Consider the following 19,031-nt stretch of genomic DNA (forward strand, 5'->3'; position numbering starts at 1 on the left):
ATCATAAGGGGATTCATTTACATATACAGGACTATCCTCTAATTCTGTGTTTACTTTTGGAATTTAAGGATGAGATAAGTTCGGAGTATTGAATCCACATCACCACAGCTATTGTTTATCGTTAATGAATTCCCTTCCTCTGGAAGATCTAAGAATACAATTTCATCAAATCGTTGTTTGAGTAATCTGTTGTCCCTAAACGTACTTGATCTTCAACTTTTGCCCAAATAGGGTCCTTGGAATAATACAGTTCTGTTGGTGTAATTACTGTAACCTCCTTCTATCAACAACTAAACTTTTTTGCACCTACCAGTTGGTACAATTAGGTGTGATGATATATTACCAAAATAGATCATAGATCAATGTTGTTTCTTATGAATTCTCAAGGTTTTCAATATAATGTTGGACGCTTTGAGCTGCTATTGATCCATCACCCGTAGCTGTGACAATTTGGCGCAGGGTTTTTTCACGGATATCTCCAGCTGCATAAATACCAGGAATCTTTGTAGCCATTGCTTCATTCGTCATTACATAACCTTCTTCATTGGTTATGTCTAAGTTTTTGAATGCACCATTTAACGGAAGTGTCCCCACGTAAATAAATACACCATTTGCAGGGAATTGAGATTGTTCCCCTGTTTTTGTATCTTTTAACGTTACTGTATTCACTGTTCCATTTCCTGCGTTTATACTTGTAACTTCTTTATTCCAAATGAATTCAATCTTTTCATTGCTAAATGCTCTTTCTTGGAGTATTTTTTGCGCACGCAACTGATCTCGACGGTGAATAATGGTGACTTTTGAAGCGAAACGTGTAAGGTACACAGCTTCTTCTACAGCTGAGTCTCCTCCACCCACAACAACAAGTTCACGTCCTTTAAAGAAGGCTCCATCACACACGGCACAATATGAAACTCCTAGACCACCAAGCTCATTCTCCCCTGGAACTCCAAGCTTTTTATGGTCTGCCCCAGTAGCGATAATAACAGATTTTGCATAAAATTCTTTCTTTGTAGTTACTACTTTTTTTAAACGGCCTTCATCTATAATTTCTTTTATATCTCCATATTCATATACAGCACCAAACTTTTTGGCGTGCTCAAACATTTTATTAGAGAGGTCTGGACCTAAAATATGATCAAAACCAGGATAATTCTCCACATCCTGCGTATTAGCCATTTGTCCCCCAGGTATTCCACGTTCAATAAGCAACGTGTTCAAATTAGCACGTGAAGTGTAAACTGCTGCTGTCATTCCAGCGGGTCCTGCCCCAACTATGATGACATCATAAATTTTCATTTCCTCCAATATGTTCTCCCTCCTTTAAAAGAATTCATTAATGCACATTTGTTTAAAGGGACTTAATTTTTGAAACTTCTTCTTTTAATTGCGCAATACCAACAATACCAGCAAAAGGTTTATCGAATTTATTATTAGAATAGAAGCGTGTATTAGGGATACTCATTACACCAAATTCTTCAGCAAGCTCCGGATTCTCATCCACATCAACTTTAACAACTTGTACTTTATCACCATACTCTTTGTCAAACTCCTCTAATGTCTCAGCAAAAACCCGGCATGGTCCACACCAAGATGCTGAAAAGTTTAGTAAAACCACTTTATCTGTATTTAAGTTCTTTTCTAAATTACCATCTGTTACTTTGATTATAGTCATTTTGTTTTTCCTCCTGAGTTGTAAAAAGCTTTCTTAATAATTAATTGAATCGATTAAATAGTAGACACTTTACCTTTGACTTCTATTTCTACGCCTGCTTTTTTGACCATGTTACCTACTATACATGCTCTATCAGCTGCTTCATTCACTCTTTCCATTGACTGTACCTCTTTTTCTGTTGCATCAGCAGATAAAACAACACGAGGATAATGGATAATATCAAAACTACTGTCAGAAGCAACCATCTCAGAATCAACCTCAATACTCACTACTGGCAGTTTTCTTGATTCAACCATCGACACTAATGTTGCTACATAACAAGCTTGTACTGATGACACAAGGATTTCTTTAGGTGATGCTCCTTTCCCATTACCTCCATACTCTGTTCCTATAGCAATGGGTGTATCAATATATTGAGATTTGATGGTGCCGTTTCCTTCTACTCCTCCTTTCCAAACAGCATTCAGTTTTACATTCAAATTAGACATATTAAACACTCCTATAGTTTTTGGTTGCCATTCTTTTTTAACATTGTTAAAACATCATGTTGTATATATTTTACTTACTCTTTCTAGTCTTTTTTCTAATTGTTCAAAATGAACAAAGCGTGCTTCTCTCAAATATTCAGTTCCTTCAATGAATAAAAGGAGTGCAGGAACTGTAAGAATTGAAAACCTTGAGGCTATCTCCTCTACGTTGTAAGCATTGATATACCCTAATTTGATATGCGGAAATTTATCCAGTAATTCTCTAAGTTGAGGCAAGACTGCATGGCATACTCCACAATCCGGCCTTGAGATATACAAAAAACTAAATTTATTTTGATGGATAAAGTTATCTATTGAATCTAAAGATGTTAATTCAACTGTTTCTACCATTAGTTCTCTCCCTCCTAATACCAGTCTTTAATAGGATTAAACTTAAAATTGCCATTGCTAAAGAGATCAGATCAGTTTTAGAAGAGAAGTTAGAGTTTAAAAACAAACTCATCTAAGAGAAATTTGTTGCTCCCACTTATTTTTTACTTGTAGGAATTCCGCAGCTTCCATCAGTACAAAGTGTGTCATCCTCACTATTCACTGATAGATTCTTAAGTTTCAGTAACGGATTTTCTTCTTCCCATACCTTGTTAAGTGCCTCTAAGAAAGCCTCTGCTGGTTGTGCCCCAGAAACGGCGTATTTCTGATTTATAATTAAAAAGGGAACTCCAGAGATACCATAACGCTTAGCTTCTATTTGATCTGATCTTACCTCATCTGCATAAAGAGACTTGTCATTTAGGACCTTCAGAGACTCTTGTCTATCTAAACCAGAAGCTTCTGCTAAATCTGCAAGAGTTTCATGATCACCTACATCCTTAGAATCAGTAAAGTGTGCATAGAGCAGAGTTTCCGAGATATCAGCTTCTTTTCCTTTTGTTTTTGCCCATTTTGTCAAGCGATGGGAATCAAACGTATTAGTTGGTTTCAAACCTTCTAAATTAAATGTTAATCCAACCTTTTTTGCACTTTGAGTTAAGTTTTCAAGGAACTGTTTTGTTTGTTCGGAATCCCCAAATTTAGGGAGTAATTTTTCATAATAACTTTGCCCGTTATATACTGGCGCACTAGGATCTAATTCAAAGCTTTTATATTCAACTTTAACTTCATCTTTAAAAGGGGATTGTTTCAATGCTTTTTCTAAATTTTGTTTACCTATATAACAAAAGGGACATGCTACATCAGACCAAACTTCAATTTTCATATGAACACTCCTTTAATTAAATTATTTAAATTTGACTTACGTAATTATCGTATTCCTCCGCATTTAGAAGTTCTTTTATCTCCTCTGTGTTAGAAGCTTTTACTTTCAGTAACCACCCTTTATCATAAGGTGATTCATTCACAAATTCTGGACTATCTTCTAATTCTGTATTCACTTCTATAATCTGTCCGTTAATCGGAGAAAAAGCTCAGATGTAGTTTTAACTGATTCAATACTCCCAAAGCTAGCATCTTTCACTGTTGAAGTTCCCATTTCTGGGAGTTCCAGAAATACAATTTCTCCAAGCGTTGATTGAGCATAATCAGTAATTCCTAAGGTAGCAATGCTGTTATCAACCTTTACCCATAAATGTTCTTTAGAATAATACATATCTGTTGTACTCCTTCAGTCAGTTATAAGCAAGTTACTGTACCTACTATTTGGTACAGTAACTTTTGAAAAATACGCTTATAATTATTCTTTTTTCTTATTGTGACTTAAAGATGCCTGAACATGAACATTTCTTTGGATTGTATTTTTTACAGGTGAAAGTTTCATGGCCTGTGCAACAAGTTCTTCAATCTGATGTTCATCCGCATCACTATCGACATTAAAATGCGCATTGATTTCATCAAAACCAGGATTTCCTTCCTTTAATCCTAAAAAGACATTCAAATCTAGTTGTCCTGAAACCTCTACTTCTAATGAGTTTATCTTGATTCCCATTCCACTAGCAGTTGCAATAAACCCCACTGACAAGCAAGAACCTAGTGCGCTTAATAAATATTCCACTGGGTTTGCTCCCTTATTGGAACCTGCTAACCATTTTGGCTCATCAACATGAATAGGAGCATGATCACCTACTTTTGCCTCAACATGGAATCCGTTATCCCATTTTACAGAAGATGACCAACTTCCAGTACCTTCAGCAGGATTTTTTTTGTATTGCTCCACTAAACCTTCAATAATACTCATATCAACACCATTTAATTTTGCCATTGTTTATCTCTCCTCCAGCACAGAATTGTACCTACCAGTCGGTACAGAAAGAGCTTAACATAAGAAAAACAATATTGCAAGAAAAAAAACAGTTGACTATTCTAGATTAAATTGTTTTCGGATTACTTCTATAATGTCACTTAAAAAGTTGACGTTTTGTTGGTTTTTCATTAGCAAGATTCCTCCTTCAATCATAGCTACAATTGCTTGAGCATCTTTTTTAGTATCAAAGGAATCTAACAGACCTTGTTCAACCATTTCATTTAATGTAATCTCTATAGCCCCTATCCAACATTCAAATAAATGTTGAATTTTTACACGAAACGTTTCATCATGCTCACTCATTTCAATGGCTAAGTTTCCTATAGGACAACCTGATTTATTCTTCACTTCAGTATGAAAAGTAAGGGTTCTGTCCAGCATCATATTTAACTTATTTACTGGAGTGTTATCTGACTGAAGAATATCTGATATTAACTCTGTTTGCCATTCATGGACTATAGATTCCACTACTGCTAATCCTAAATCATATTTAGATGAGAAGTAATGATAAAATTGGCCTTTTCCAATCTCTGCAGCCATAAGAATATCATTTATAGAGGTTGCTTGATATCCCTTAGAATAAATAATTTCTCTTGCAGCTGATATTATTTCATGCTTTTTAGACAAATTTCTCACACCTTAATCGCAAAGTTTAGTTTATATATTATATGATTCCATTAGGTTTTGCCAAGAAATTTAGGAATGGTTTATATTTCCATCATCTAGTGTAGTCATCAGAACATTACTTTCATGTAATGAACAGTTAAGAAATACCTTAAATTATAAAAGCAGAACAAATAGAAGCAGTTTTAACGGCTCCTAGCACCATGTAAATAATAAACGGCAGAAATTCTATTCCTACCCGTTTCATATCGTGTACGATTCTGAATGAGCTCGAAACAGACACTCTTCCCTGATTTTTGAGAAATAATATTACTCGATTACACAATAGAGTACCTACTCCAGCAATTTTTAAGTTGTCCTACCTTCGAAAAGCTGTACAGGCAAATACGTTTCAAGTGGCAAATCATCAAATTCGCCTTCAATTTGTTTTTCTAAAATCTCAATGGCCGTTTTGGAAATTAATTCGATCGGCTGTTGGATCGTAGTCAATTCTGGCAGAATAGCCTGAATGGTTTCTGTTCCGTCATAACCAATCACTTTTAATTGACCTGGAATGTCTTTTCCACGTTTTTTGGCTTCCGTAATGACTCCTGCAGCTATGATATCATCACTGGCAAAAATTCCGTCAACTGCAGGCTGTTCATCAAATAGTTTTGAAATGATGTTCCTGTAGTTTTCATGAAATGACACTTCATATGTAATAGGCTGTCTTCCGTGTTCACGCATAACATCTTCATATGCTTTTCTCCTGAGATTTGCAGGCGTTTCAAGTTCAATCGGCCCATTGATGTGAATGATGTGCTGACAGTCCTTTTGTATCAGTAGTTCTGCTGCCTTTTTGCCTCCGTCATAGTTATCTGAACCGACAACAGGAACTGTTTCCGATAAGTAATGGTCAATTGCGACAATCGGCAGATTTTGCTGGTGATAATTGAGTATTCCCCGGTTGTAAGTGACGGCGATGACGCCATCCACTTGATTTCTGATCAGCATTTCGAGATATTTTTCTTCTTTATCTATTCGATTTAAACTGTTGCAAAGCAGCAGTTTATAGCCCCTAGACGTGCAGATGCTTTCAATATAAAAGGCGAGTTCGCCGAAAAACGGATTGCTGGAGTTTGGAATGATAAGCCCTATTAAATTGGTGCGTTTTCGAAATAAAGAACGGGCCAAATCATTTGGAAAGTAATTGATTTCTTCCATCGCCTTGTAAACTTTATCTTTTGTTTTTTCGCTAATATAGCCGCGATTATTTAATACCCTCGAAACGGTTGTAGATGAAACTCCCGCTATTTTTGCAACATCATGAATGCTAGGCTTCATTCCCTTTCCCCCTGCTTTACTGAAATAGCTTACAATTCTCGTCACGCACTTATTTTAGAGAATCAGACTGACATGTGCAAGGATTTTCCATAGATCATATTGCTATGTACAAGTTTGTTCTTAAATTTAGAATTATGCATAAATTTATGTCAACCGGTTGACATAAGAAAGCGGTTGACATACAATTCTTCTTGAAAGCGCTTTTACATTTTTGTGCAAAAGGAGGGAAATTAACGAATATGAAAAGGTTGATGTTAGGAAGTTTGTCACTGTTGCTCATGTTTGCAGTCTGGGGTTGTAACAAAAGCGAAAGCGCAAATAGCAGCGGAAAGAAAACGGTTACAATGTGGGTGCACGTATCGGATGATAATGAGGAAGGAAAGGTTTATCAAAAGCGGGTGGATGCTTTTAATAAAAAGTACGCTTCAGATGTCGAGGCGAAAATTGAATTCATTCCCCGAAGCGGAAACGGTGGAGGTTATGAAGACAAAGTGAATGCGGCATTAACAACGAACACCCTGCCTGATGTCATCACTTTGGACGGACCAAATACTGCGGCTTATGCGAAATCTGGCGTTATTGCACCTTTGGATGAGTTTATTAAAGACCAGGATGATTTATTGCCAAGTATTAAGCAGCAAGGCACCTACCAAGGGAAACTGTATGCCCTCGGCGTCAGTGAATCGTCGGTCGGCATCTACTATAACAAAAAAATGCTTAAGGATGCCGGGGTTGATTTGAAAACGCTACCAACAGTAAAAGATCCTTGGACATGGAAAGAATTTCTTGATCTTTGCAAAAAGCTGAAAAATAAATACGATAAACCAGCCATCGATATGCAATTACAGTCAAAAGACGAAATATTGACTTATGCGCTCTTACCGTTTGTTTGGTCAGCTGGCGGGGATATTCTTTCAGAAAACGGGAAGAAAGCGGATGGCGTCTTTAACAAAAAAAACACCGTTGAAGCGATGACGTTTATCCAAACGATGCTTAAAGAGGGCTATACAACACGTACCCCTGTCAAACAAGCGTTTGAAACGGAGAAATACCCGATGAAGATGAGCGGCGTGTGGACAATAACCGATATGAAAACAAACTTTTCCAACGTCGATTATGGAGTGATGCCATATCCTGTATCGCCAAAAACCAAAAAGCTTGTCTCGCCTTCAGGAAGCTGGCAGTTCGCAATGACACAAGCGTCTGAAAATAAAGAGTGGGCAGCAAAATTAGTAGATTGGATGACTAATAAGGATTCCAATATCGAATTGAGCCGATCAATCGCCGCCCTGCCTGTACGTTATTCATCAGAGAAAGTGCTGACAAAAGAATTTTCTGATGAAATGAATGTCTTTATGCAGCAGCTGAAAGAAACGGGTCATGCACGTCCGGTGACACCGGCATATCCGCAGGTAACTCGAGCATTTCAGCAAACAATCGATGACATTAGCTTTTATGATCAAAACCAGGATATTCAAAACGTGCTAGATACACGTGTAAAAGAAATGCAATCTGCCATCGATAAGGCAAACTAACAGGTGGGCGCCATGAATAAAACCATATTGAAAGAGACTAGGCCGGCCTTTCCATTAGAAAGAAAGACAGTGAATAAAATACGCTGGCGGGAAAACGCAGTCGCATATATGTTCTTAGGGCCTGCTTTGCTTATTTTATTAATGTTTCTTGTGATTCCTTCCATCATGGCTGTGTACTACGCATTTACAGATTACTATTTGTTAACGCCTGATTTGCGTAAGTTTATCGGCTTTGATAATTTCATCAAACTTTTTCAGGATCCAATATTCTTAAAAAGTTTGGGCAACACCATTACATTTGTCGTCTTTTTGATACCGCTACAGATCGGAACAGCACTCGGGCTTGCCCTCCTATTGAATAAAAAGCGCAAAGCCAATGCTTTTTTCAAAGTCGCATACTTTAGTCCTGTCGTCATGTCACTGGTTGTCATCTCCGTCTTGTGGATGTACTTGCTGAATCCGAATGAAGGTATGATAAATAATGTCTTGGCGCACTTCGGTCTATCACCACAGCCTTTCTTGACGAGCCCTAAACAAGCAATCTTTACGATTGTTGTCGTTTCCGCTTGGCAAGGAGCAGGGTTTCAGATGCTCATTTTTTTAGCTGGTTTGCAAAACATTCCCGAGGATGTCTACGAGGCGGCGCAATTAGATGGCATGAATAAATGGCAGCGTTTTATTTACATTACATTACCTTTGTTAAAACCGACATCTGTTTTTATCTTTATCACAACGCTGATCAGCGCGTTTAAACTCCTTGTTCAGCCCATGGTTATGACCCAGGGCGGACCAGTCAATTCAACGATGACGGTTGTCTATTATATTTATCAAACTGGATTTACCGATCGGATGGTCGGATATGCAAGCTCGATCGCGCTCTTGTTTGGAACGATTATTGGATTGGTGACACTCGCACAACGCAAGCTGGTTAAGGAGGATGAAGACCATTGAGACGTAAGTTCGGGCCTTTGACAATTCTGGAGTATACGTGTCTTGTTTTGCTGGCCGTTCTATTTATCTTTCCGCTCATTTGGATGATTGCATCTTCAATGAAACCGGAAGCGGAAATTTATAACAATATGAACAGCTTCAAAGCGTTTCTGCCCTCTCTTCATCTGGCAGAATGGTTTTCGTCCTATAGGGAAGTGCTGACTCGGTTTGATTTGCTTATGTATATTGGTAACAGTCTTTTTTATGGTGTGTGCGTAGCAGCCGGATCTGTTGTGATTAACGGAATGGCAGGGTTTGCATTCGCCAAACTGCAATTTTCAGGGAAAAAGATGCTCTTTGGCATTTTGTTGGCGCTTTTAATTGTACCGTTTGAAACGATTTTAATCTCACAGTTTACAATTATTCATAAAATCGGTTTGGTCGATACACGCCTTGCCGTTATTTTGCCGGCATTAGCGGGGGCATTCAATATTTATTTGTTCAGAAACTTTTTCATGGCAATTCCGGAGGAAATGATTGAATCGGCCAAGCTTGACGGGGCAAATACATGGCAAATCTTCTGGCGGATTATGATACCGATGTCTAAACCAGCTGTCGCCACTGTCGGAACCTTAGCCTTTATCGGCAGCTGGAATGATTATATTTGGCCGCTAATGGTTTTGACGGATAAGTCGAAATTTCCGATTCAAGTTGCGATTACAGCTATCAACAGCACAGAGCCTGTCTACACAAATCAAGTTATGGCTGTATTGACGATTTCCACCATCCCATTGATCTTGATTTATATTGTGGCTCAGCGCTACATTTTGGAAGGTCTTAGCGGTTCAGGAACAGGTATTAAGTAGATATCAATGTTGGGTTAAAGGAGCTGTAGAAATGAAAGGCTCAAAAAGTCTGTATTGGAAACTGAGCGCTTATCTCTTCTTTTTCTTTTTCACATGGTCTTCCAGCTACTCTTTGTTTGCGATTTGGTTGGGACAGGAAGTCAAATTGAATGGATCGGCGACTGGGATTATCTTTTCTGTAAACGCTATCTTTACTTTATGCATGCAGCCTTTATATGGCTTTATCTCTGATAAACTTGGGCTGAAGAAAAACATATTATTTATGATTAGTGTACTTATCGTTTTTACCGGGCCGTTTTATATCTTTATCTACGGGCCGCTTTTACAATATGATGTCTTCCTCGGCGCCATTGTAGGTGGTATTTATCTAGGAACTGCTTTTCTTGCGGGAGTTGGCGCTATTGAAACCTATATTGAAAAGGTCAGCCGAAAATATCAGTTCGAATACGGCAAGACAAGGATGTGGGGTTCACTTGGCTGGGCGGCAGCAACATTTTTTGCTGGACAGCTGTTCAATATCAATCCGAATATCAATTTCTGGATTGCCTCCCTTTCAGCAGTTATATTGGTGGCCATTATTATGTCCATAAAAATTGAGATGACGGATTATGATAAGGAAAGAGCGGATTCGATCCGGTTAAAAGACGTAGGAGGACTTTTTCTATTAAAAGACTTTTGGTTTTTAATGTTGTACGTAATCGGGGTGACATGCGTGTACGGCGTCTATGATCAGCAATTCCCGATTTACTACGCTTCTTTATTTCCCACTTCAGCTATGGGGAATCAAATTTTTGGATATTTAAACTCATTTCAAGTATTTCTTGAAGCGGGCATGTTGTTTTTGGCCCCCTTTATTGTTAACAGACTCGGTCCTAAAAAAAGCTTGATTCTCGCGGGACTTTTGATGTCTTTCCGTATTATTGGGTCTGGAATTGTCATCGGGCCGTTCGGAATTTCATCGATGAAACTTATTCATGCTTTAGAATTGCCAATCATGCTGATTGCGATTTTCAAGTATTTAGCCGCGAATTTTGATACACGTCTTTCATCAGTTCTTTATCTTGTCGGCTTTCAATTTGCATCTCAAGTAGGTACATCGATTTTCTCCCCCATTGCGGGTGGTTTATACGACAGTATAGGTTTCCGTCAAACATATCTATTCATGGGAACCTTGGCTTTATGTTTCACAATCATTTCAATTTTTACTTTATTAGACTCAAAGAACGGCGTTGCGTACACTCAACCTTTTCAAAAAAACAGATATAGAGAGGATGTCACGAATGGATAGAATCCAACAGGCAGAGGAAGCTTTGAAAAAAGCGGAGGAAAAGATGAATACTCGTTATCGATTAGGGTACCATATCATGCCCCGGGCAAACTGGATAAATGACCCGAACGGGCTTATACACTATAAAGGAGAATACCATGTCTTTTATCAGCATCATCCGTATGATGAGAATTGGGCCCAAATGCATTGGGGCCATGTAAAAAGTAAAGATCTCATTCATTGGGAACATCTTCCGGTCGCTTTAGCCCCCGGTGACTCTTTTGATGAAAGCGGCTGTTTCTCAGGAAGCGCAGTAGAGTATAATGGAAAACTTGCTTTAATTTATACAGGGCATAATGTAATAGATCAAGAGAAAGACATTTTCTATCAAAATCAAAATATCGCTGTCAGTCAGGATGGGATCGTGTTTGAAAAGCTTCAGGAAAACCCTGTCATTGCGAAACCGCCGGAAGACAGCTCCCGCCATTTCCGTGATCCAAAAGTATGGAAGCATCGTAACAGCTGGTATATGGCAGTCGGGAATTCAACGAAAGAAAACGTCGGACGAGTTATTTTATACCGCTCGCCCAATTTGCGAGATTGGGAATACAAAGGTGTTCTTGCCCAAAGTAATGGCGATCTCGGCTATATGTGGGAATGTCCTGACTTCTTCGAATTGGGCGGCAAACATGTCTTGCTGATTTCTCCTCAGGGCATTGAAGCAGACGGTGATTTATATAAAAATTTGCATCAAACTGGCTATTTAATTGGAGAATATAACGATGAAACCAACGAATTTGTGTATGGCGCTTTTACAGAGCTAGATCACGGCCATGACTTTTACGCTGTACAAACGTTATTAGATGATAAAGGACGCAGAATTGCCATAGGTTGGATGGATATGTGGGAATCTGAGATGCCGACAAAAGCAGATGGATGGTGCGGTGCTTTGACATTGCCAAGAGAATTAACATTGCGGGATGATCATAAAATTTTGATGAATCCTGTGGAAGAAACTAAGTTGTTGCGAGAATCATACCATCTGGAATGTGCTAATCAGTTGATCTCAGGGAATTACTTGGCAAAAACAGCCGAAGAGCTTCTTGAAATTCAAGTCGTGTATGACTTAACAGATTGCAGTGCGGATTCAGTAGGTTTGAAGATTCGCGGCCTTGAAGAAGAAGAAACAGCTATCAAATACAGCATAACTGATCAAAAGCTGACACTCGATTGCTCTAAGACGGGGAAATCGCGTGACAGTGTGAGAAATGCGCCGTTAGAAGCAAATGGAAAGCTGACACTGCGTATATTTATTGACAGATCATCAATAGAAGTATTCGCAAATCATGGAGAAATAACGATGACTAGCCGCATTTATCCGAAAAAAGACCGATTGGGAATTGAGCTGTTTTCTGAGAAAGGCGTTGTAAGCGTTGAGGAATTCACCTATTGGACTTTAAAAGACATCTGGAAGGAAGATGAATCGCTTGAAAAAAATATTTTGCATCGGTGAGACACTGATTGATTTCATTCCAGTCCAAAAAGAAAGGGCTTTACAAGATGTCCCATCCTTTGAGCGCGTTGCCGGCGGCGCGCCGATGAATGCGGCAATCGCTGCTTCAAAATACGGCGCGCATGCCGTCATGCTGACGAAGATTGCTAACGATCATTTCGGGGATTATATAGTTGGCGTACTTAAAGAAAATGGCGTAGATACTTCTTATATTATTCAAAGCGATGAAGGTGAAACCGGATTGGCATTTGTATCCGTAGACAAGTCTGGGGAAAGAAGCTTTCATTTTTATCGTAAAAATGCCGCTGATTTGCTGCTTTCACCGGATGAGTTGATGTCAGAAAGGTTTCATCAAGGAGATATGCTTCACTTTTGTTCAATAGATTTAGTTGAAAGTCCAATGAAACAAGCACATATCAAAGTTATTGAGGACTTTCAAAGAATTGGTGGAATCATTAGCTTTGATCCCAATATCAGGCTTCCTTTATGGCCTGATGAGGAAAGCTGCCGTGAGACGACTCTCAACTTCTTGCCTCTTGCGGATATTGTAAAAGTGTCCGATGAGGAACTGCAGTTTATCACAAACATTGATGATGAACAAGAAGCAGTCACGTCGCTTTTCACCGGACTTGTTAATGTCGTTGTTCTGACAAAAGGAAGCGACGGAGCAGCGGTTTATTTAAAAAATGGCGAGTCGTACGAACATAAAGGGTTTAAAGTCGCTGTTTCCGATACAACCGGTGCAGGCGATGCCTTTATCGGCGGTTTTTTATCTGAATTGATGTCAATCGGCATATCAAAGGAGACGCTGTGCGAACAAATAAGTAAACATCACCAGCGCTTGCTGATGTTTGCAAATGCAAGCGGAGCTCTCACTGCTTCTGTAAAAGGAGCAATTCACGCTGCACCGGGCAGACAGCATGTACTAAACTTTATTTCGGCGAGGACGGAGATTCAAGAGAAATAAGAACTTAGAAATAATCCACTCATATCACTAAAGAAGAGTGGATTATTTCTCTTGCACTGTACCAACTTTTTAAACCTAATTTAAAATTAGACATTATTAAAACATAACAAGGGGGATATTAATGATAAAAGAAAAAGAGAAAATGTTAGCCGGAGATTTATATGATCCGTCGGACTCCGAGTTAGCAAAAGACAGACAAAAAGCAAGTCAACTTGTTAGAATTTACAATCAAACTACAGAAACCGAAGTGGTTAAACGGGTTAATTTATTGAAAGAGTTACTTGGTTCATCAGGAGAAAACGTATATATGCAACCCAATATTAGGTTTGATTATGGATATAACACTTATGTAGGAGATAACTTTTTCGCAAATTTTGATTGTACAATTTTAGATGTATGTGAAGTGCGATTTGGTGATAATTGTATGCTTGGACCTAGTGTACAAATCTATACGGCTACACACCCACTTCATCCAACAGAACGCAATTTAGGGTTAGAATATGGAAAACCCATTACTTTTGGAAATAATGTATGGATTGGAGGAAGCTCAGTAATTAATCCAGGAGTTATGATAGGTAACAATGTTGTTATAGCTGCTGGTTCTGTTGTTACTAAAAATGTGCCAGATAATGTTGTAGTTGGTGGCAATCCAGCTAAATTAATTAAACGTCTCGAAATATAATACACTAGCGTTTCGAGGAGTTATGATTCTTAAATCAGTTAGGCTTTATTCTTTTTCATCAGCTGAAGCCATCAAACCGCATCTTTTATTAATCAACATTAAAAAAGGTCCTAAAGTGAGGTAACTGAATTTCCCCCCCTACTGTTACAGAAGGGGGTATTTTCACTTTAATTTCACTTCCAATTTCGCCTTGTTTTTTGGAGCATAGATGCCATCTGGAGTTAATCCATTCATCAGTTGAACCGTTTTGAATGCATTTGCTGTTTTCGGCCCAACACCCCGTCAACGCCATGATTCTTTGCTCCCTTATCCAGATAGAAGTAAAGAGCCTCCAGTTCTTTTTGAATCTGTATTACCTTTCTCCTTCTCATCTTTGAAAACGCCAGTCGGAAGCCGGTAGGATGATTTTCGATTCGATAATGTAATCTTGAAAAAGATTTATAGTCTCCGATGTTATATAATCTGTTCTGTTTTCACCAGTAAACACTGCATTTACTGAGATTAAAATCACTCAGAATTAGATTAAGCAACTCATTTGCCCTTTGACCAGTTTCGAATAGAATCCTGATGATTAGTTTATCTCTAATTGACAAACAAGAAGCAAGTAGGTTTTAACATGTTCTTTAGAAATTGTTTTTATGTATCTTCGAGGTTTCTTTACTTTAATAATATTCATTAAGTTTTATTTTTCGTTTTTATTTCCTTGGTGAGAGCTGATTTTACATCCTTATCAAAATATTCTCTTCTTGTCATGTAGTCTTAAAATCCAATTACACACTTTACGGTTTATTGTTTTTTCTGACCTCTTAGCTTGTGTCGCATTAACATAGGTTAAATTTATTGAGCCTTTTAGATGCCTTAGCCAACTGATGAACTCGGCCAATACATTTAAATCAATTAAATCGTAATTGAGGTTTTTATCCTCTAAGAAGCTCCAATATAGTTTTAAATGATATGCATATGTTTTAAAAGTGTTTACAGAACGGCCCAAGAGATCAAGATACTTAACATACGTCATAACGGGTATTACGGGATTTAAGTTGCTGCTTGCAACAATCCATCTAATTTCCCCTTTTGAATTTAAAACATTGATAACACTTAATCATCTCAACCTCCTTATTATGCTTACTTTGTATACTTTAGAATATCAGACTTGTTTATAAATAAGTAACAAAAAGATATAGAAAATGTATCTATCAATACATACGATAAACACTCTCCTATATTATAGTCTGGATAAGATTGTCCCTCGATCTCTAAGCAATTTGGCTCACTCCTTTATTGATCCAATATCAATAGAACAAAAGTTCGATGTAAATATTGGTAATGCTATTCCATATCCTCGAATGATCCTTCCTTAAAACAATCTACACGTCTCCAAATAAATAAACCTCTAAAAATTAGAAGACATAAAAAATAACAAGGGCTTTAAGACCCTTGTGAAAGCTTGTTTTCATTACACTCTCTATCTTCCTTTTCATCATTTCTATATGTTTTTACGAATTTTGGTTAAAAAAGAAAAAGGTACCGTTTGGCACCTTTTTTATATTTATTTCTCATTTCTTGTGAATTTTGGCAGTCCGAATATAATTGCTATGATGCCGCAGATCCCGATTAAAACAGGATAGAAAGAGTAATGCAAGATGCTGACAGGTGAAATATTCCCAAACTTCCCGGCCGATAACATCTGCGCGCCATAAGGAATTAAGCCTTGTATCACGCAGGAAAAGATATCTAAGATACTTGCCGACTTTCTATTATCGATTTTAAATTCATCAGAGATATTTTTGGCTATCGGTCCGGCTGCAATAATAGCAATCGTATTATTGGCAGTAGCTAGGTTAGTAACACTGACCAATCCGGCAATACCGGCTTCAGCACCTTTTTTCGAATTGATCTTTTTTGAAATGAATCCCACCAAAAAGTCAATCCCTCCGTTTTGTTTCATGACGCCGACCATTCCGCCAATTAACATTGAAAGGATGATAAGATCAGACATTCCGGCAATTCCATCCGTAATTGCTTTAAAATAAGACTCAAGCGTCAAGCTGCCGCTTGCAAACCCTATAATTCCTGTTAAAATCAATCCCCCAAAAATGACAGCCACCACATTAAAACCAATTAACGCAAAGACTAACACGGCAACATAAGGAAGTACTTTAAACCAGCTGTAAGATTCAGCTCCGGTATGTCCTACGTGTCCTGTCGGTATAAAAAATAATAAAATGATAGTTATGATAGCAGCAGGCAAAACGATCAAAAAATTCGTTTTAAATTTATCCATCATTTGTGTTTTTTGTGACCGTACTGCCGCGATGGTGGTGTCCGAAATAAAAGAAAGATTATCTCCAAACATAGCTCCGCCGACAACAGCTGCAATAGCGATTGCAGTAGACAAGCCAAGTTCTCCGCTCAAACCGGCGCTAATTGGAGCAACTGCGGCAATCGTCCCCATTGATGTTCCCATCGAAACAGAAATAAAACAAGCAATGATAAAAAGCCCTGGCAGTATAAACTGCTTCGGAATAATGCTCAAAGCAAGGTTGACGGTTGAGTGTACCGCTCCCATCGTCTCAGCTGCAGAAGCAAAAGCACCAGCTAATATAAAAATGATAACCATAATGATAATATCAGGATGTCCCGCCCCGGAAGCAAACCATTCTATTTTCTGATTGAGAGATTGCTTCTGGTTAAATGAAAGCGCGAAAGCTGATGCTATAATTGCCGCAATCAATATCGGCAATTTATAGAAATCTCCAGTCAATACACCAGAGCCGACAAAAAGGCCTACAAATAAGACTAGTGGCAATAGCGCCCAAGGATTTCCATTTTGTTTCATCTAAGTAGCCACCTTTAATTTCAGTATCAAAGTCGTTAAACATAGTCTAAACAACATTCCATACTTTAAAAGGCTACAGTAAAAAAGTCAAGCGGAAAAATAGTATAGTAATTATTAAATTAAAAACAGAAAAGAAAGAAGGATTTTTCAAGAAGAGGAAATAACACTTTCATCAACAGATTATTTGGAAAGTTCCATATACAAATACAACTGTTTGATGAGGAGTGTTTGAGGGGGAAGATGGCAACACGCAACGATACTGGCCATAAAAACTGTTTAAAGCTATTATCAATAATACAATATAAAAAGGAAAAGGTTCATACCCTTCCTCTTTATGCACCAACTCAATCTGCGGTCATAGCAATTGTTATTCAAATAATAGCAGCATCAGAGAACATGAGGAGCATTTACAAGAAAATAAATTCAATAATTAAAAGGGCGCTATTTTCATATTCAAATCGAGTTCTTGTAAGCACTAATTGCTTCGTTACGTAGTAACATGTTATCTTTGTTAACCATGCCCAAGTTGTAAGCTTTTTTAATAATATCTAATACCTTCAAATCCATTGCAGAAAGACTACCTCCACCATTTAATCTGGATTTCCAATAATCTAAAGACTTATTTATGTCAAGTGAGCTTTTTTTATTCTCGGGTTCAACTACCTCATTTTTCTCAAGTTTTTCACAGAATTCACTAAAACTAATGGATGAAGGAGTTGGATTATTCCCTCCATACCCTTCAGTAGCCAAACTGCAAAATGCTAAGAATTTTGGATCATAAATAAGATCACTTGAGTTTACATTTACCACTGATAACCACAATCCTTTCAGAGCTTTTTATAATCTTAGAGCACCCTTTCCATCTTTACACATGTTAAATATCGACAATTATTCAAATGATTTAATAATTGAATAAAAAAAGAACCTGCATTAAGCATGTTCTCTACCTCATTTGCAAACTTTTGTTTTATAACCATTCTTTTATTTAGATTGAGGATGCTTACTCGAAAAAGCAACAATACTTTAACATTGTGTTAATTCGTATAAGTCTCCTTATAGCTCCCCGTTTTATTTAAGTATATTTCTTTATAAACTTTAGGGTGAAAAAGAGAGACTATTCCCCCTAAATTCTATTAACTGGGCTGTTGTTTTAACCATTCTTTTTTTAGCAATGCATATTGAAAAGTGTTTTCATATTTAGGTGTTCCATCCTCGTATTTAGTAAATGAAATAAATTCAAGAAAATAACCTTCTTTACGCATACCTAATCTGTAACATAATTTTTGAGACCTATAGTTATCATCTTCAACATATGCATAAAGCCTTCTTGCTCCTTTTTGCATAAAGAGATACTTTAAGAAAGCCTTCGCACTTTCACTTGCGTATCCCATCCCTTCGAATTGAGCATTGAAATTCCAACAAATAGAATAGGTATCTGGCTCTTCTTTAAAATAAAATAGTTCTCCTATTATATCATCACTATCTTTTAAGCAGACTGCAATATAAGAGTCATCTTTGCTTCTTTTTTGCACTCTTAAGACAGCTTCTTCTAACGTAGAAATTCTGTCATCAAGAAAGCAGTTTACTCTTGGATTAGCCGAATATTCCAACAAGCCTTGAGAATCTGCCTCGCAAAAATTTCTTAAAATTAATCGGTGGGTTTCAATTTTTTGCATTTGTAATCTCCTAATTCAAATTTATCGATAATCTGATCAAGCAAGAAGATGGAATTTTATCACCCTCAAATGCATCAACTATGAAGATTCCCCCAGGTGGAAAATACATGGGTAAATACAATTTGAAGGGAGTTTCAGTTGGTGTTGCTACCGCAGCAATCGCCGCAGTCTCAAAAGCACCTTACAATGTCATACTAAGTATTGTATCATTTTTAGCAGGTACACAAACAACTGCATATTATACGGTATTCCAGTATCGTTATGCCTTTAAATGTAATGCATATCCTTATGCCAATAGAACAAAATTCTATGAAGACTCGTCAAGAAAGAAAGTCTGAAGAACAGCAGAC

The 19,031-nt window shown here is 37.6% G+C and carries 19 protein-coding genes and 3 pseudogenes; 8 read left to right on the forward strand and 14 right to left on the reverse strand.

All coding sequences use genetic code 11. The features are described from left to right. Positions 1–372 precede the first annotated feature (372 nt). From trxB to MTN95_RS00685, 9 genes and pseudogenes are all read right to left on the reverse strand, one after another. On the reverse strand, positions 373–1,308 hold the full coding sequence (gene trxB / locus MTN95_RS00645; protein WP_248336575.1) for a thioredoxin-disulfide reductase: 936 nt from the start codon (positions 1,306–1,308) through the stop codon (positions 373–375). Between the two features lie 43 nt (positions 1,309–1,351). Then, positions 1,352–1,693, reverse strand: a pseudogene (locus MTN95_RS00650) (thioredoxin family protein); the annotation flags it as partial. Positions 1,694–1,728: 35 nt separating this feature from the next. Continuing rightward, complete coding sequence (locus MTN95_RS00655; RefSeq protein WP_248336579.1) at positions 1,729–2,163, reverse strand: OsmC family protein; 435 nt, start codon at positions 2,161–2,163, stop codon at positions 1,729–1,731. A gap of 54 nt (positions 2,164–2,217) precedes the next feature. Then, a complete protein-coding gene (locus tag MTN95_RS00660; protein WP_127696734.1) occupies positions 2,218–2,553 on the reverse strand; it encodes a thioredoxin family protein in 336 nt (111 codons plus the stop codon). Positions 2,554–2,689: 136 nt separating this feature from the next. After that, positions 2,690–3,418, reverse strand: coding sequence for a DsbA family oxidoreductase (locus MTN95_RS00665; protein WP_248336581.1), 729 nt, complete (start codon positions 3,416–3,418; stop codon positions 2,690–2,692). Positions 3,419–3,443: 25 nt separating this feature from the next. Beyond that, a pseudogene (gcvH, locus tag MTN95_RS00670) lies at positions 3,444–3,808 on the reverse strand (glycine cleavage system protein GcvH). Between the two features lie 84 nt (positions 3,809–3,892). Then, positions 3,893–4,417, reverse strand: a complete 525-nt coding sequence (locus MTN95_RS00675; protein WP_022553777.1) for an OsmC family protein — start codon at positions 4,415–4,417, stop codon at positions 3,893–3,895. Positions 4,418–4,513: 96 nt separating this feature from the next. After that, entirely contained in the window at positions 4,514–5,086 is a 573-nt protein-coding gene (locus MTN95_RS00680; protein WP_010788730.1) for a TetR/AcrR family transcriptional regulator, read from the reverse strand. Between the two features lie 345 nt (positions 5,087–5,431). Further along, a complete protein-coding gene (locus MTN95_RS00685; protein WP_248336583.1) occupies positions 5,432–6,406 on the reverse strand; it encodes a LacI family DNA-binding transcriptional regulator in 975 nt (324 codons plus the stop codon). A 239-nt stretch (positions 6,407–6,645) separates the two neighbouring features. On the opposite strand from MTN95_RS00685, the gene MTN95_RS00690 reads away from it, so the two are divergent. The 7 genes from MTN95_RS00690 (at position 6,646) to MTN95_RS00720 (ending at position 14,166) form a co-directional block, all read left to right on the forward strand. Continuing rightward, positions 6,646–7,941 carry an ABC transporter substrate-binding protein gene (locus tag MTN95_RS00690; RefSeq protein ID WP_248336585.1) on the forward strand — a complete coding sequence of 432 codons (1,296 nt, stop codon included), beginning with the start codon at positions 6,646–6,648 and terminating at the stop codon, positions 7,939–7,941. A gap of 12 nt (positions 7,942–7,953) precedes the next feature. Then, positions 7,954–8,892, forward strand: coding sequence for a carbohydrate ABC transporter permease (locus tag MTN95_RS00695; RefSeq protein ID WP_105954318.1), 939 nt, complete (start codon positions 7,954–7,956; stop codon positions 8,890–8,892). Further along, positions 8,889–9,737, forward strand: a complete 849-nt coding sequence (locus MTN95_RS00700; protein ID WP_105954317.1) for a carbohydrate ABC transporter permease — start codon at positions 8,889–8,891, stop codon at positions 9,735–9,737. Before MTN95_RS00695 ends, MTN95_RS00700 begins: the two co-directional genes overlap by 4 nt. 31 nt (positions 9,738–9,768) lie before the next feature. Then, the gene (locus MTN95_RS00705) at positions 9,769–11,025 is read left to right on the forward strand and encodes an MFS transporter (RefSeq protein WP_202853770.1); all 1,257 of its coding nucleotides are present in this window, start codon (positions 9,769–9,771) and stop codon (positions 11,023–11,025) included. Further along, positions 11,018–12,517: a glycoside hydrolase family 32 protein gene (locus MTN95_RS00710; protein WP_248336587.1), complete on the forward strand. Its 1,500-nt coding sequence runs from the start codon at positions 11,018–11,020 to the stop codon at positions 12,515–12,517. The genes MTN95_RS00705 and MTN95_RS00710 overlap by 8 nt, the downstream gene beginning before the upstream one ends. Then, a complete protein-coding gene (locus tag MTN95_RS00715) occupies positions 12,492–13,484 on the forward strand; it encodes a carbohydrate kinase family protein (protein WP_248336589.1) in 993 nt (330 codons plus the stop codon). Before MTN95_RS00710 ends, MTN95_RS00715 begins: the two co-directional genes overlap by 26 nt. A 121-nt stretch (positions 13,485–13,605) precedes the next feature. Further along, positions 13,606–14,166 carry a sugar O-acetyltransferase gene (locus tag MTN95_RS00720; protein WP_227599420.1) on the forward strand — a complete coding sequence of 187 codons (561 nt, stop codon included), beginning with the start codon at positions 13,606–13,608 and terminating at the stop codon, positions 14,164–14,166. A gap of 162 nt (positions 14,167–14,328) precedes the next feature. Here the strand turns inward: MTN95_RS00720 and MTN95_RS00725 are convergent. From MTN95_RS00725 to MTN95_RS00740, 5 genes and pseudogenes are all read right to left on the reverse strand, one after another. Continuing rightward, positions 14,329–14,516: pseudogene (locus MTN95_RS00725) on the reverse strand (peptidoglycan-binding domain-containing protein); the annotation flags it as partial. A gap of 123 nt (positions 14,517–14,639) precedes the next feature. Continuing rightward, positions 14,640–14,759: a site-specific integrase gene (locus MTN95_RS21610; RefSeq protein ID WP_227599419.1), complete on the reverse strand. Its 120-nt coding sequence runs from the start codon at positions 14,757–14,759 to the stop codon at positions 14,640–14,642. 956 nt (positions 14,760–15,715) lie between these two features. After that, the gene (locus MTN95_RS00730) at positions 15,716–17,005 is read right to left on the reverse strand and encodes a Na+/H+ antiporter NhaC family protein (protein ID WP_248336591.1); all 1,290 of its coding nucleotides are present in this window, start codon (positions 17,003–17,005) and stop codon (positions 15,716–15,718) included. A 453-nt stretch (positions 17,006–17,458) separates the two neighbouring features. Beyond that, positions 17,459–17,815, reverse strand: a complete 357-nt coding sequence (locus tag MTN95_RS00735) for a hypothetical protein (RefSeq protein ID WP_024121536.1) — start codon at positions 17,813–17,815, stop codon at positions 17,459–17,461. Positions 17,816–18,138: 323 nt separating this feature from the next. After that, entirely contained in the window at positions 18,139–18,681 is a 543-nt protein-coding gene (locus MTN95_RS00740) for a GNAT family N-acetyltransferase (protein ID WP_105954310.1), read from the reverse strand. Positions 18,682–18,788: 107 nt separating this feature from the next. Between MTN95_RS00740 and MTN95_RS00745 the strand changes: the two genes are divergently transcribed. Then, on the forward strand, positions 18,789–19,019 hold the full coding sequence (locus MTN95_RS00745; RefSeq protein WP_248336594.1) for a hypothetical protein: 231 nt from the start codon (positions 18,789–18,791) through the stop codon (positions 19,017–19,019). The last annotated feature ends 12 nt before the right edge of the window (positions 19,020–19,031 follow it).

It is taken from the genome of Bacillus sp. 2CMS4F, assembly GCF_023161785.1.
Classification (GTDB): domain Bacteria; phylum Bacillota; class Bacilli; order Bacillales; family Bacillaceae; genus Bacillus; species Bacillus halotolerans.

Coding starts and splice junctions, on each gene's coding strand:
- MTN95_RS00655 (WP_248336579.1), bottom strand. CDS start 2,163: ATGTCTAATTTGAATGTAAAACTGAATGCTGTTTGGAAAGGAGGAGTA.
- MTN95_RS00665 (WP_248336581.1), bottom strand. CDS start 3,418: ATGAAAATTGAAGTTTGGTCTGATGTAGCATGTCCCTTTTGTTATATA.
- MTN95_RS00730 (WP_248336591.1), bottom strand. CDS start 17,005: ATGAAACAAAATGGAAATCCTTGGGCGCTATTGCCACTAGTCTTATTT.
- MTN95_RS00705 (WP_202853770.1), top strand. CDS start 9,769: ATGAAAGGCTCAAAAAGTCTGTATTGGAAACTGAGCGCTTATCTCTTC.
- MTN95_RS00690 (WP_248336585.1), top strand. CDS start 6,646: ATGAAAAGGTTGATGTTAGGAAGTTTGTCACTGTTGCTCATGTTTGCA.
- MTN95_RS00720 (WP_227599420.1), top strand. CDS start 13,606: ATGATAAAAGAAAAAGAGAAAATGTTAGCCGGAGATTTATATGATCCG.
- MTN95_RS00660 (WP_127696734.1), bottom strand. CDS start 2,553: ATGGTAGAAACAGTTGAATTAACATCTTTAGATTCAATAGATAACTTT.
- MTN95_RS00710 (WP_248336587.1), top strand. CDS start 11,018: ATGGATAGAATCCAACAGGCAGAGGAAGCTTTGAAAAAAGCGGAGGAA.
- MTN95_RS00740 (WP_105954310.1), bottom strand. CDS start 18,681: ATGCAAAAAATTGAAACCCACCGATTAATTTTAAGAAATTTTTGCGAG.
- MTN95_RS00685 (WP_248336583.1), bottom strand. CDS start 6,406: ATGAAGCCTAGCATTCATGATGTTGCAAAAATAGCGGGAGTTTCATCT.
- MTN95_RS00695 (WP_105954318.1), top strand. CDS start 7,954: ATGAATAAAACCATATTGAAAGAGACTAGGCCGGCCTTTCCATTAGAA.
- MTN95_RS00745 (WP_248336594.1), top strand. CDS start 18,789: ATGGGTAAATACAATTTGAAGGGAGTTTCAGTTGGTGTTGCTACCGCA.
- MTN95_RS00675 (WP_022553777.1), bottom strand. CDS start 4,417: ATGGCAAAATTAAATGGTGTTGATATGAGTATTATTGAAGGTTTAGTG.